Source organism: Allocoprococcus similis (assembly GCF_054660775.1).
This window is the reverse complement of the sequence record NZ_BAAHSG010000011.1, coordinates 1-13,409: the sequence shown is the minus strand read 5'-3', so window position 1 is coordinate 13,409 and position 13,409 is coordinate 1. Positions and strand designations below refer to the sequence as shown.

Genomic DNA, 13,409 nt, shown 5'->3' with positions numbered 1-13,409 from the left:
CTTGTCCCCAAAATCATATATTGTTATTATATCTGGAATCTTTCGTTATTTCCACCTTATTCTCAAATTACTTTTGGAATTTCCTTTCCTTCATCTTTTTATTCTGCTGTTTTTATGCTATGATAGGACGGATTGTTATGAGAGTAACTTATTTATTTTACTTGAAAGGGGTATTTCTATGAATTTTGTAACAAAAAGCTGGAAAGGCATCTTACTTTGTCTGGTCATCGCCGTTCCATGCTGGTTTCTCGGACAGACATTTCCGATCATCGGCGGACCGGTATTCGGTATCCTTGCCGGAATGATCATCACTTTATTATTAAAAGACAAATCCATGTTTCAGGACGGTATTACTTTTGTGTCAAAGAAGGTTCTTCAGTACGCAGTAATCCTTCTCGGTTTCGGACTGAATCTCTCCGTGATTCTGGAAACCGGAAAACAGTCACTGCCAATTATCATAACGACGATTTCAACATCCCTGATCATTGCATATCTGTTACATAAAGTTATGCATGTACCGGGAAATATTTCCACACTGGTCGGTGTCGGATCTTCCATCTGCGGAGGCTCTGCAATTGCCGCAACAGCACCGGTCATTGATGCGGATGATGAAGAAGTTGCACAGGCAATCTCTGTTATCTTCTTTTTCAACATGCTCGCCGCACTGTTCTTCCCGTCACTTGGTGCACTGCTTGGATTCTCAACCAAAAGCGGAGAAGCCTTCGGGATCTTTGCCGGAACTGCGATCAACGATACCTCTTCCGTAACCGCAGCGGCTTCCACCTGGGATTCGCTCTACGCGCTCGGTTCTGCCACACTGGATAAGGCAGTTACGGTCAAACTTACCAGAACGCTCGCGATCATCCCGATCACACTGGTTCTCGCATTTATCCGGACACGCAGCTCCAAAGCCGAAGGCAAGAAAGTGGAATTTAAGAAGATTTTCCCAATGTTCATCCTCTACTTTGTTCTCGCTTCCGTGATCACAACGATCGCAACTTCAGCCGGCGTATCCGCAGATGTATTTACTCCGCTGAAGACACTCAGCAAGTTCTTCATCGTCCTCGCCATGAGTGCAGTCGGTCTGAATACAAATATCATCAAGCTGATCAAAACCGGCGGCAAACCACTCGCTCTTGGTTTCTGCTGTTGGATCGGCATTACGATCGCCAGTCTTTCCTTGCAGCATGTGCTGGGAATCTGGTAAATGAAAATCTTTCTCATACTTCAAAAGCCTTGCATAAAGCAAGGCTTTTTCTATAATACGTCTTGCCGATGCCAGCAAGCTGTTCCTCTTATTATCCTTATATCTTACACAATTACTTCCAAAATCCTTTTCCCATGATACTCCAAGTCCTGGATTCCGCTCTTCTTATTTTTATTAAAATTGAAGCTTAACAAATATCCTCTGTCCTGCTTATAGTATTCCAGATATTCAAACAGCTGCTCTTCCCCTCGCATATGGTATTCGTTTCCACGCCAAATTTTAAGCTCAATAATAAACTGCTTTCCTTTATAGTCAATGATAATATCTGTACGTCTGCTGTCTCTCGTTCTTGCTTCAATATAATAATTTCCGGTTCCATTGATGATCGGTTTTAAATATAAAAGAAATAATTTTCTTCCATTTTCCTCTATAAATTTCTGATCATTATCTGAATATATCTCTTCATAATATTCATAAAATTTCTTCATCACCAGATCCATCTGAAGCATTCCCGACACAATAAACTGATTACGATTTGATGCTGTCTCCATATACAGCTTATTATTCACAGCCATTTCTGCCAAAAACATATCATAAAACTGTGTCTCAAAAATCCGGTTTGCTACTGCAACAATCCCATTCTTATCCTTCAGAAATCCAAATGTCACCCCCAGATCAACCATCGGCGTTTCTCTTTTAAATGGAAAATCAATCCCACTGAAAAGAATATTTTGAAGCATCTCCTTTAACTGCGGGTAATCCAAAAGTTTCTTTGTCATATCATCGAATAAAGTATTTGGTTCTTTCAAAAGCAATTTAACAGCTGACAGAACTCCTTCTTTTGTCCATGCTTCTGCTCCGGTCGGATATTCTTCTGTTCCTGCCACTCTTTCATCTACCAGCTGACAGATTCTTGAAACAAGATATGGATATCCAGATGTATAATCGTACAGCAATTCTGCAACATCATTTACATTCATCCCTGTATGATAATCTTCTTCGTATTCATCCAACATCGCTGCTATCTGCTCTGCACTGAAACTCATATCTACCAGAAAATCAACCGCTATATTCCATGGGCTGTTATATTTTGACTCTTCCTGTGGATGTAATTTTAATTTCAGCGTCTTAATATCATAAACTCCGGCAAGAATAACCGACTGGAATGTCTGATCTTTTCCCTGCTGCCATTTTAAATATTTTTCTCTTAAAAGTCCTAAGAAAGACAGGAAAATCTGATTATCTGAGCTCTTATCCACCTCATCAATCATCAGAATCACTTTCTTCTGACATGCGCTACATAAAGCCGTAATCTTCGCTCCAAATGAGCGCATCGGAAACTTTTCTGACAATGGACTGTTCCACATTGCAATGATTTCTTCCGATACATTCTGTGCTCTCAGACATTCTCCAATATCCATTACCAGTCCTTCTGCCAGACTTTCAAGAGACTGAAAATATTCATCCGCCGCCTCAAAGCTAAGACTTAACACCAGATAGTCTTTCTGCAAACAGCGCTCCAGTAAATAAAGCGTTGTCGTCTTCCCGTACTGCCGTGCACGATTCATCGTAAAATAGTTTCCCTGCTCAATATAATCTTTTACGATCCGTTCAAGCCTTTCGCTGATATCTACCATATAATTTTTTTCCGGAATACAGGTTCCTGTAACACAAAATCGCTTCGGCATGAGGAATCCTCCTTTCGCTTTCTCCATATTTTTACTGGTTACTCAATTTCAAACTCCTCAAACAACTGCTCTCTATACTTCTCATCAGATGCTGCTTTAATCACATCCGACTCTCGCCCGGCTTCTGTCAGCTTGACAATCAATTTCGACAATTTTTCTTCTCCAAGCTTTATCCCCTTCTGCCGCTCCATTTCCTTTTCTTCCCATGCCTTCATGAATTTTGCCTCCACTCTTTCACTTGACCTGATCTGACAGACCTTTTGATGAAGTAACTGAATCTTCTCACTGTGACACCTTCTGGCAGTTTCATTTGTCGAATGCTCCATATATTTGAGCAATTCAATCAGTTCTGGATTTACACTTTCCGGATGTGTTCCATGACAATTTAAAAATATACGCGTCGCTCCATCTTCTAATCTGATACTTTCATCTTCCTCGCATTTCATCCGAAACGTATACTTATACAATCCCTTCCCGAATATATCAAACGGTGCAATTGTAATAATAAACACATTATTTAACGCATTAAAATCAATGCTTCCCGGCTCCATCAGATTACAGTCCAACAATGCCTGATAAAAACGGCTGCGTTTCGAAAGATTTTTCGTGTCCTCTTTCTGTGCCTCTGTGTCATATACATTTTTCTCTTCATCCCATGCATACACATCCAGCCTAATCTGGCGGTTATCCGGAAGCGTCCGTACCTCTTTTTCCGATTGAGGTGCCGATTTTAAAGATATATCCTGCTCAAAAATAATATCCAGCACCGCCTTCATATTCTCCGGATCTTCCATTGCCTCATTAAATAGAAATCGGTCTAATAGATTCAGTTCTGCTAATTGTTTTCTTCCCATATAATTCTCCTTTCGTACTTTGAAAATATTCCGAAAAGAGATTACCTATGATTATATTATCATACCATCCGATCATGTAAAAGAGAAAATCTCTTTCCGACTTATCTTCCGTTTCTGCTTCATCATCGGGTTCATGCCTGAAACTGGCTCCGAAAATGAGATTTGGCTAAAATAGATACTTGGTTGCAAACAAATAGATTTTTGTTGCGTGAGAATACGGTAGCACAATTCCACTGAATCTACAATCTCGAAAAATATCGAAATTTAACATATATACTATTTCTTTATGTAAAAAAGAGTTCCGCAATGTACTTCAACTATTCATCTATGAAAGATAAAATTTGTTTATAATGCTCAGCTAACTTTTCTGCCGATTCTAACAATCTTTCTGCCGATTTTTCTGCTGATTGCATTACTTATACATCAGTCCGAAACTCTTTTATTTTTTATCACCTACCGCCAATCGTCTCCCCATCATAACTATCCCATCCCTCGTCCTCACAGACCTCTCTTAAGACAGGCTCTTTTGAAACCACAACTCTCGCCGGCCGGTACAGCTTTTCTCCAAAGAAATACCCTTTCTGCACTACACTGACAACCCGGTTTTCTTCTACCAGATCAGTCTCCTCTATATGTACCGCCTCATGAATATATGGATCAAATACCGCCCCATTCGCTTCAACCGGCACAACATTCAGCTGATACAAACTCCGCTCCAGTGCATTCCGAAAATCAATCAAAAGCAACTTCTCTTTCATATACTCCATGCGCTTCGTCGTTCTTTCTGCACTGGCAATTCCATACTCTATGTTATCCTTCACAGTCAGCATCTTTTCGATCAATGTACTGACCCGGATCGACGTATTTCCTCTCTGGCAGTCCGCAAATACTTCTTCCGTCTGTCCGGCGATCATCCGGATTCCCTTTCCGAGTGCCAAATCGGTCTTTGCATCATCCAGATGTTCTGCGCCCCGGCAAAATTCATTTCCGGCACGAAGCACATTTTCCACAATCGATTCCGGCACAAAAGTCGGCATATTAGAGAAACGATTCAGTTTCTCTTCATGATATCGATTCAGATTAATTTCTGCAGTCTTCTCTCCTGCCTGCAATACAATTGTGACTGCTCCGCCTTCCAGTCCCACATCAATCCATGCCACCAGCCAGCTTACGTCTTTCGGAAGTTCAGGACATGCCTCTTCCATTTTCCAGGTCCGGACTCTTCTTCTGGAACCGGCACTTTCCAGATACAGATTCAGTCTTTTTCCCTCGATTCCAGAATCCAGCGAAATATTTATCTCATCCGTTTTAATCGGAATCAGCTCCTGCTCCTCGCTAAACCAAGTCAGAGGAAAACATTCCCGTCCGCCTCTGATCGTTTCAATTTCAATCCCAAGCTTCCACGGCGAAATTGCAAGTAACGTGATATGCTTTGATGCCTTTCCCCTGAAAGTTGCTCCCTGCGCCGCTGCTCCGTCCGCTGCCACAACAGAAAGTTCTTCATACCCGGACGATTCCTGCCCAAGCTCTCTCCTGGATTTCTCATCACTCAGATCATAACATGCCTTATCAGTCATCTTTGGGTACTTCTCTCCCAAAGTATATTCCAACCCTTCAAGCATCTTGATTTTATCCGAATGGTCCGAATATTCAATCTTCAGATTCTGCCTCTCATGATTTGCGATCACCCGCACCAGAAATTGCTGGTCATAGTTCATCAATTGCGCTTTTGAAAATGCACATGCTTCCACGATACTCATGCACCGCATCACCTGAAAACCTGCCTTTTCCATCGCAGTTCTTACATTCTTCTGCGTCACGATTTCCGGTACAGAAATTGTCACCACACAGTCTTTTATCTGTGCAAATGCAGTTTTTTCAAGCTCTTTTCTCAGTTCCTTCATCAGATCAATGCAGTATCGTATTCCACAAGGCTCCAATGTCGAATCAACAAGCCTGTCCGCCTCCTGCATAAACGCAAGTACCGAATGCAGATTTTTCGCCTGATTCATTTTCGCATGGACAAGTGCACGACTTCCAACCAGAACCTCTCCCAGATCATCCAGGATATAATATGCCGGCATGGAAAGAACCGGTCTGCTCTTTCCATCCAGCCAGATCCGCACATGAATCATATCCGTATCCAGGTAAATGCCAAGAACACTGTCAGGCGGTATGGAAAATTCTGAACGTCTGTACCATTCCGACTGTCGCAGAAGATTCTCCGCATATGCAATTCTCCATGCATTTTCCTCTGCCGTAATCTGATTCTCCGGCTGCGGTCCTCTTTGCATTTCCTGTTCTTGCGAAATGTTCTGCGCCTGTGCTTTCTTCTGTCCTTGCGCTGCCGCTCTTCCTGCCAGGCTCTCCTGCCCCTGCGTCTTCTGTCCTTGCGCTGCCGCTCTTCCTGCCAGACTCTCCTGCCCCTGCGTCTTCTGATCCTGTCCATTCTGAACTTGTACATTCTGAGTCTGTCTTTTCTGTGTCTGCACTTTCTGCGCCCGCGCATTTTCCGCCTTTGTCAACTTTTCGATTTCTAAAAGTGCCTCTAGCATTTCTTTTCCGGAATGATAACGCTTCTCCCGTTCAAATGAAAGTGCCTTTAACACAACCGCTTTGAGCTGCCTGCTTCCTCTCTTCGGCTCCGGAATCTCTTTACCCTGCATTCTAAGTCTGTATGCCGCCTGCATATCCTTTGCTGAAATCCGGTCCTTTTCCGGCACAAATGGCAGGCGTCCGTCGTTCAGCAGCCAGTAAAGCACCAGACCAAGGGAATAGGTATCCACACTTTTCCCGTATTTCATCTTCTTCGCCACTTCCGGCGCCATATACCAGTCCGTTCCAGCCATGGACGCACTCATGGTCTTCTCCATCGTCCGCGCGATTCCAAAATCCCCCAGCTTGAAATTCCCGAAATCCGACATCATAATGTTGTCCGGCTTGATATCACGGTGGATAACATCTCTCCGCTCACAGATTTCCAACGCACGGCAGATATCGATTCCGAGCTGCACGATTCTTGCCTCTGAAAATGTTTCCGTTTTCAGGACTTCTTTCAGTGGTTTCAGAAGCTCCATCCGGATATAAAGTGCACATCCCGGCCCGTCCGGATTTGGTACAACCGAAAAATCGTGACAATTTACAATATTGCTGTGCCCCTTAAATTCCAGCATCAGCTGATATTCCTTTGAAAAATAGTTCTGGATATAGGTATATTTTTCCCGAACCTCTTCTTCCGTCATGCCACTGTTGTAATCATCATCCAGATCAGACTCCTCTTTCGGAATCCGGATAACCTTCATTGCGGCAAGTTCTTCTTCTCCAAAGAAATCCCGCTCAATCTCATAGACGGTTCCAAAACCGCCTCCGCCTAACCTGCGCACGATCTTCCAGTCTTTCCATGGAATCTGGTTTTCATAATTATTCATCGTTTTAGTTTCTCCTGTTTCATTGGAAATCTTTATCTTTCAATTAACTTTCCATTCGCATCATATACTCTAAGTTGTTGTCCTGTTGCACCACTTTCCGTTTCTACCTCTTCATATTTCCCATATTCTTTAACATTTCCTTGTGCATCATATATTGTATAATCAGGAAATTTACCATCTTCAGCTTTTTCATAAATACTATATTCCAAAACATTTCCTTTTTCATCATACACCGTATTTTTAACCTGATTATTGTCGGAGTCATATTCTGAAATACGATAACTTTCTACCTTCCCCGTTCCATCACAAAGCGTTGACTTAATGTTATTTCCATTTTCATCGTATTCCATTTTAGACTTTTTGCGACATGACGAATACGACTATTTTCTCCTGAAAAACTTGGTAAAAACTACTAATTCTAATATACCGCAAATGTTTCTTTATGTATACTATTTGTTACGCTTTGTTTCATCTAACTCCTTACATCTGCGATAAAAAGTAGCCGGACTGATTTCCAAAATCTTTGCTGCTTTTCTGATGGAGATTTCTCCCTTTTTCCACATCTCAAAATACAGATTAAATTCTTCAGGAAGTTCGTTCTTCCTGCGTCCAAACCGAATCCCATTTGCCTTTGCGATCGCGATTCCTTCTGCCTGCCTCTGTCTGATAAAATCCCGCTCGGTCTCAGCAACATATGCAAGGATCTGAAGCACCAGATCTGAGATAAACACTCCAATCAGGTTTTCTCTGTGCAGGTCAGTATTAAGGAGTGGCATATCGAGAACCTCAATATCCACTCCTATTTCCTTTGTCAGGTATCTCCATTGTTCCAGAATCTCACCGTAATTTCTCCCGAGACGGTCGATGCTTTTCACGACCAGTACATCTCCTTTTTTTAGTTTTCGGATCATTTTCCTGTAAGATGGTCTTGAAAAATCATGCCCCGAGATCTTATCGATAAAAATATTTTTCCGGTTGACCTCAGCATTTTCAAGTGCAAGATACTGCCTGTCCGGATTCTGATCTCTTGACGATACCCTGATGTATCCATATCTTTTTTCCACTCGTAACTGCCTCCTCTTTCTTTCCTACATGAAGAAGCATACTACATGATATATGCATATGACAAAAAGCGTTGACTTGTTTTTGAATTTCACACTTTCAAATCAAATTCTAACTCATTATGCTATCCAGACTTCCTCAAAATCCCATTTATAGTAGAAAAAGGGCAGCATACAGAATTTTGCTCCTGTATGCTGCCCTCGTTATATGGTGTATTTGAAAGTTTTTAGCGTGTTGTCATTATCCTTCGATACTGATATATTTCTTCTCTTCTACTGCCGGTTTTACTTCTTTCTTCGGGACAAAGAGTTTCAGGATACCATGCTTGAACTCAGCCTTGATATCTTCTTCCGTGATATCTTCACCTACATAGTAGCTTCGCTGGCAGGCTCCTGCGTAACGTTCACGGCGGATATACTTACCAGTTTCTTTCTCCTGTTCATCCTGATCAAGTCCTTTGGCTGCGCTCACGGTCAGATATCCGTCATTCAGTTCTGCTGTAACTTCATCTTTCTTAAATCCCGGAAGATCGATCTCCAGTTCATATCCATCTTTTTTCTCTTTGATATCTGTCTTCATCAGATTGCCTGCATGATGTCCATACAGTTTTCTCTGGATCTTACGATCTGTTTTATCATCATAAAATGGTAAATCAAAGAAATCATCAAATAAGTTATCATTAAAAATACTAGGCATTAACATACGTCGTTCCTCCTTAAAAATCTATCTGAACTTTACGAATTTTCTTTTTAAGTGGCTGCCTTGGCTGGCAGCCATGTTCGCGGACATCTATGATCCGCATTCTTCATTATCCCTCAATGGAAATGTATTTTTTTTGCTCTACAGCAGGTTTTGCTGCTTCTTTTGGTACGAACAGTTTCAACGTACCATCTTCAAATTTGGCTTTGATATCTTCCTGTTTGACACCATCGCCTACATAAAAGCTTCTGCTGCAGGATCCACTGTAACGTTCACGGCGGATGTACTTGCCATCTTCATCTTTTTCATCTTTCCTCGTGTTCGTCTCAGCACTGACTGTCAGATAACCATCTTTCAGTTCTGCTTTTACATCTTCCTTTTTAACTCCAGGCATATTCATCGTTACTTCATAGCCTTTATCGCTATCCTTTACATCGGTTGTCATAAGTCCGGACTCGCTGTAATCATATCCTCCAAATGGTTCTCCAAAGAAATCATCCAATAAGTTCTCTCCAAAAATACTAGGCATTAACATAAATCATATCTCCTTTCAAAAGACATTTATTAATTTATTTAGCACATTCGGATTTACTCTGAAGTGTTGTTGTCATCCGAACCTCCGGTCGGTGGAATCTTTATCATCTCTTTTTGTTCCCCTTCCTTTGTTCTAGTTGTAATATAACACTTATTGTTAGCACTGTCAAGAGGTGAGTGCTAATTCTTTTGTGAAGATTTTGTGAACGTTTTTATTCATTCAGACTTTCCTATGTCTTTTTCTTTAGGTATATCATTGGCGGCACACCATACTCTGCACGAAATGCAGATGTAAATTTGTTCGGATTCGGATAGTCAATTTGTAATGCTATTTTCCTTTATATCACATCGCAAATGCCAATTCCGGTAATCGGTCAGTCTCAATAATCATTTCCAACATTCTGGCAAACCCTTCCGGATTTTGGATTTGATATTGCATATGATTAAATCCCTCAAAAACGGGAAAGTTACCGTGTATATAGGTCTGCATCAATGCATTCCTATATTTAAAATGTTCTTCTTTACTTCCAAATTCCCAGAATGTATGTTTCTGCAATTCTTCTGACAGTTCTGGAAATATTTTATCTTCCAGGCTATCTGCCATCTGTCTTCTCAGATTCCCATATGTCAAGTTCTTCCCTGCCTCTATAAAATAGGGCTTGATTTTATTATCGTCACACCACATGATTTTCTTTAGCGTCTTTCCTTTTGACCAATATAAACTTTTCATTGCTATATATAAGAACGGGACCATGATTCTGCGTGTTGTCTTTCCAATCTGTGCAAACTGCCCGCCATCAAAAAAAACATGCTTTACTGGTATTTTTACCTCTGTCAGGAATGCCATGGCAAGATCTGCACCAATCGAAGATGCAACTACAAGTTCTATCTTTTTGATTCCATGATTTTCCAGAAATCGTACAATTTGCTGTATCTCATCTCTTTTGCTGTGATATCTCTGTCCAGTGCAATACACGGTTGATGTAGGCATAATACAATAATATTTTTCCGCCATTTTCCCTGCAACCGGCATACTACTTTCCCCAATTACTCCCATTGCATGAAAAAACAAAATGACTGGATTTGATTTATTTCCTATTGTTTTAAATACCATACTTATACCTTCTATTTTAATCTATCTTTCTGCACTCTTCCATTCAGCAACAGCATTTCTCACCCGCTGGTCAATATCCAGACGTGCTCTCTGACATTCTTTCGGATATTTTCTTGCCGCCTGAAATGCCAGTTTCATAAAGATTCCGGAACCAATTGGCAACATCGTCTTTAACATACTCTCCGGAAAAACGAAATGGGTTCCATGCTCGTAAATAACAGACTCTAACCTGCACGTATGTGGATGTTCTTTCATACGCTGCTCCATACGGCGTATATATTTTGCAGTATCCCACAACACATCATCTTCAGCGCCAATTATCAATAATGTTCCATGAATTTTTTCAATCTTGATCATTTCTTCTTCTGTAATTGGATGAGTTGCTTCTGAATCATCAAACAGTTTTCTCGAATTAAGCATATCACCGGTACGCTTTGTTTCTTCATCAATCACATGCCAGTAGTCTGGATGTTTATAACAAAACGGCATATACGGAAGCGGTTCTCCTTTGTAAGAAAAAAGAGATTCTCCCTCAATCGGCCATTCCTTACAGCCATCTTTTTTGCCCTGCATAAATCCCTGCCAGACAAAGTCACTCGGTGTCAGACCGATCGTCAATGTAAGATTTTTAAAATAAGAAGCGGCAGTTAAAGCAAGTGTTCCTGTAGTAGATGCCCCGACAATTCCTATCTTCTGATTACCATGCACTTTTAACCAATTGATTGCTTTCTCTATACGTTCCAGCGGATAATTATGATGTCCATAATCCTTTTTTGCCGGTGACATCGTCATCACATTCACACCGAGTTTATGTAACCATTTCACGGATGTACGCGCCAGATAATCTTCTGAATCATCTCCTATCATTGCAATCATTGCACAGTCTGCATCGGTTTTACATTTCCAATATGCACCATAAAATCCGTCTGTTTTTATTTCAAAATGCCTTTTCTGCATCTGTATCATCTCCTTAATATCAGCTGCGTTTCTTTAAAACAACTATTTTGTTCGAGATATTCCGAACAGCTGGAATCTTCCCAATTACAAGATAAATCGACATCAGTTCCTTCATTCCTTCAACCAGACTGACTTCTTGCAGGATAGAAAAATTCGGTACAATCTTTTGTAGTTCTGTTCCATTCTTAACTCCCCATGTGAATTTGGCATTGCTGCCCTCTATAGATTTTTCTTTCACATGTCTTACAACAAATGGTGACATGGTTTCGACCATTACAGTTACTTTCTGAAATGATCTTTCAATAATAGAAAACATCTTTCTGATGTCCTTTTCACACAAATACATAGTAAGTCCTTCAATTATCACCAGAACATTTTCACCATGATAATCGATATCGTCCACGTAGGAATCATCCATTGCAGACTTCGCGATCTGATACACCGGACCTGTTTCAGTAAGAAACTGCCGCCTTATCTTCATAGTCTCCGGCAAATCCACATTGTACCAGCGCATATATTTTCCCACCATCCGATAACATCTGGTATCCAGTCCGCATGCAAGATTTACGACAACTGTATTTTCATGCTTCTTCAAATATTGCTCAACCATCCGGTCTAATACAATTGTTCTTGCAATCACACCATAAGTCATGGCATTATCCTTATCCGCCTTGGAAAAGTCATAATCAAGCTTTTCCACTAGTTTTACTGCAATCTCATCTTTGATCTTTGCATTTTGCTTTTTTGTTTCTTTTGCTCTTGCATACAAAGTCTGTACCATCGTTTCCGGTACGCCTGTCACATTCACTTTTTCTTTCATTATCTGTCGCCTTCCACTATTGTTTTCTTACAACACAATGCATCCTCATGCCTTCCGCCTTTTCACATAATCATAAAATTGCTTATGCAGTTCTCTCATCTCATCTGGTGCTTTCATAGCATGTTGATACATAAATTTATCTCCAAAGCTACTTTCGAATGTAATAGCAAGCATAATCGCAAGAATTGACAATGGTAGAAAACAAAAAATATTCATTTTGCCAGGCGACAACCTACCTGACTGTTTCCGCAAAAAGTTAAAATTTCTTTTCAATCTTTTTGCTGTTTTCTTCATGATCTTCCAGTCCATTCCTGCTCTTTCCGGACAATCAGCTTCATAATATGCATCTGCAATCGGCACCACCATGGCAAGATGACACAACTGCCATATATGCATATCCCTTACTTCCTGATATGGGACATGAGCACACTTCAATATCTTTGAAAATTGCTTTGTTCTTTCGGATTTATTTCCTGATATTTCTGCAAATGTTGTCGGTTGGATAATTCTCGGAGTAAGGGATGCATCAAGGATGCCATCATCATTTATACTTCCGCCTGCTCCCGGAAAAGCCGGTAATATTCTTCCTGTTCCAACAATGTCTTCCCATTTTTTATAACTGTCCAGTGAATTTACCATTGTAACAATTGTATCGCTTTTATTATTTTTTAATTCAGAAAGTGCTTCATACAGCTGGTTTTCCCGGACAGTCAGCAAGATAAAATCATAAATATCATTGTCTGGCAATTCTCCAAGAATCGTGATTTCTGCCCGTTTTATGTTCTGTTTTTTCTTATAAAGCAATCCATTTTTCTTTAAAAACTCAAGTCTTTTACCTCTGGCATAAATACTTGTATCATAACCCGCTTCTGCGAATAAAGCCGCATACAAGGATCCGATCACACCTGCACCATAAATCAATATTCTCATAGAAATCTGCCCTCTTTTTCATTTGCAAATAGTCCTGTAGCGCTATCGTTAGCAGTAACTAACTCGCATCTTCTAAAAAACCGTGTGAAAACAAAACGGGTAATCAAAGTTTTTGA

General features: G+C 40.6%; 12 protein-coding genes. 1 reads left to right on the top strand and 11 read right to left on the bottom strand.

Annotated features, from left to right (window positions below):
* Positions 1-178 precede the first annotated feature (178 nt).
* Positions 179-1,207 (top strand): YeiH family protein, encoded by a 1,029-nt coding sequence (locus tag ACYQ5K_RS06205; protein ID WP_173689338.1) that lies wholly within the window; start codon positions 179-181, stop codon positions 1,205-1,207.
* 104 nt (positions 1,208-1,311) lie between these two features.
* Here ACYQ5K_RS06205 and ACYQ5K_RS06200 read toward each other — a convergent pair whose 3' ends face one another.
* The 11 genes from ACYQ5K_RS06200 to ACYQ5K_RS06150 all read right to left on the bottom strand — a co-directional run bounded on the left by ACYQ5K_RS06200 (position 1,312) and on the right by ACYQ5K_RS06150 (position 13,293).
* Positions 1,312-2,895 carry a P-loop NTPase family protein gene (locus ACYQ5K_RS06200; RefSeq protein WP_173689337.1) on the bottom strand — a complete coding sequence of 528 codons (1,584 nt, stop codon included), beginning with the start codon at positions 2,893-2,895 and terminating at the stop codon, positions 1,312-1,314.
* A gap of 38 nt (positions 2,896-2,933) precedes the next feature.
* Positions 2,934-3,749, bottom strand: a complete 816-nt coding sequence (locus tag ACYQ5K_RS06195; protein ID WP_173689336.1) for an Rpn family recombination-promoting nuclease/putative transposase — start codon at positions 3,747-3,749, stop codon at positions 2,934-2,936.
* A gap of 449 nt (positions 3,750-4,198) precedes the next feature.
* Positions 4,199-7,177: a nucleotide exchange factor GrpE gene (gene grpE, locus ACYQ5K_RS06190; RefSeq protein ID WP_173689335.1), complete on the bottom strand. Its 2,979-nt coding sequence runs from the start codon at positions 7,175-7,177 to the stop codon at positions 4,199-4,201.
* A 32-nt stretch (positions 7,178-7,209) separates the two neighbouring features.
* Positions 7,210-7,527, bottom strand: a complete 318-nt coding sequence (locus ACYQ5K_RS06185) for a hypothetical protein (RefSeq protein WP_459777377.1) — start codon at positions 7,525-7,527, stop codon at positions 7,210-7,212.
* Between the two features lie 99 nt (positions 7,528-7,626).
* Positions 7,627-8,241 carry a recombinase family protein gene (locus tag ACYQ5K_RS06180; protein WP_173689333.1) on the bottom strand — a complete coding sequence of 205 codons (615 nt, stop codon included), beginning with the start codon at positions 8,239-8,241 and terminating at the stop codon, positions 7,627-7,629.
* 238 nt (positions 8,242-8,479) lie between these two features.
* Positions 8,480-8,941 (bottom strand): Hsp20/alpha crystallin family protein, encoded by a 462-nt coding sequence (locus tag ACYQ5K_RS06175; RefSeq protein ID WP_459777376.1) that lies wholly within the window; start codon positions 8,939-8,941, stop codon positions 8,480-8,482.
* Positions 8,942-9,047: 106 nt separating this feature from the next.
* Positions 9,048-9,473: an Hsp20/alpha crystallin family protein gene (locus ACYQ5K_RS06170; protein WP_459777375.1), complete on the bottom strand. Its 426-nt coding sequence runs from the start codon at positions 9,471-9,473 to the stop codon at positions 9,048-9,050.
* 342 nt (positions 9,474-9,815) lie between these two features.
* A complete protein-coding gene (locus ACYQ5K_RS06165) occupies positions 9,816-10,586 on the bottom strand; it encodes a hypothetical protein (protein WP_459777374.1) in 771 nt (256 codons plus the stop codon).
* 21 nt (positions 10,587-10,607) lie between these two features.
* A complete protein-coding gene (locus ACYQ5K_RS06160) occupies positions 10,608-11,543 on the bottom strand; it encodes an acyl-CoA thioester hydrolase/BAAT C-terminal domain-containing protein (protein WP_459777373.1) in 936 nt (311 codons plus the stop codon).
* A 19-nt stretch (positions 11,544-11,562) separates the two neighbouring features.
* Complete coding sequence (locus tag ACYQ5K_RS06155; protein ID WP_459777372.1) at positions 11,563-12,363, bottom strand: class I SAM-dependent methyltransferase; 801 nt, start codon at positions 12,361-12,363, stop codon at positions 11,563-11,565.
* Positions 12,364-12,408: 45 nt separating this feature from the next.
* Positions 12,409-13,293 carry a ketopantoate reductase family protein gene (locus ACYQ5K_RS06150; protein WP_459777371.1) on the bottom strand — a complete coding sequence of 295 codons (885 nt, stop codon included), beginning with the start codon at positions 13,291-13,293 and terminating at the stop codon, positions 12,409-12,411.
* Between the last annotated feature and the right edge of the window lie 116 nt (positions 13,294-13,409).

Bases quoted from the DNA above. Each gene is read 5' to 3' on its own strand.
- ACYQ5K_RS06205 (WP_173689338.1), top strand. From the start codon at position 179: ATGAATTTTGTAACAAAAAGCTGGAAAGGCATCTTACTTTGTCTGGTC.
- ACYQ5K_RS06200 (WP_173689337.1), bottom strand. From the start codon at position 2,895: ATGCCGAAGCGATTTTGTGTTACAGGAACCTGTATTCCGGAAAAAAAT.
- ACYQ5K_RS06195 (WP_173689336.1), bottom strand. From the start codon at position 3,749: ATGGGAAGAAAACAATTAGCAGAACTGAATCTATTAGACCGATTTCTA.
- grpE (WP_173689335.1), bottom strand. From the start codon at position 7,177: ATGAATAATTATGAAAACCAGATTCCATGGAAAGACTGGAAGATCGTG.
- ACYQ5K_RS06185 (WP_459777377.1), bottom strand. From the start codon at position 7,527: ATGGAATACGATGAAAATGGAAATAACATTAAGTCAACGCTTTGTGAT.
- ACYQ5K_RS06175 (WP_459777376.1), bottom strand. From the start codon at position 8,941: ATGTTAATGCCTAGTATTTTTAATGATAACTTATTTGATGATTTCTTT.
- ACYQ5K_RS06170 (WP_459777375.1), bottom strand. From the start codon at position 9,473: ATGTTAATGCCTAGTATTTTTGGAGAGAACTTATTGGATGATTTCTTT.
- ACYQ5K_RS06165 (WP_459777374.1), bottom strand. From the start codon at position 10,586: ATGGTATTTAAAACAATAGGAAATAAATCAAATCCAGTCATTTTGTTT.
- ACYQ5K_RS06160 (WP_459777373.1), bottom strand. From the start codon at position 11,543: ATGCAGAAAAGGCATTTTGAAATAAAAACAGACGGATTTTATGGTGCA.
- ACYQ5K_RS06155 (WP_459777372.1), bottom strand. From the start codon at position 12,363: ATGAAAGAAAAAGTGAATGTGACAGGCGTACCGGAAACGATGGTACAG.
- ACYQ5K_RS06150 (WP_459777371.1), bottom strand. From the start codon at position 13,293: ATGAGAATATTGATTTATGGTGCAGGTGTGATCGGATCCTTGTATGCG.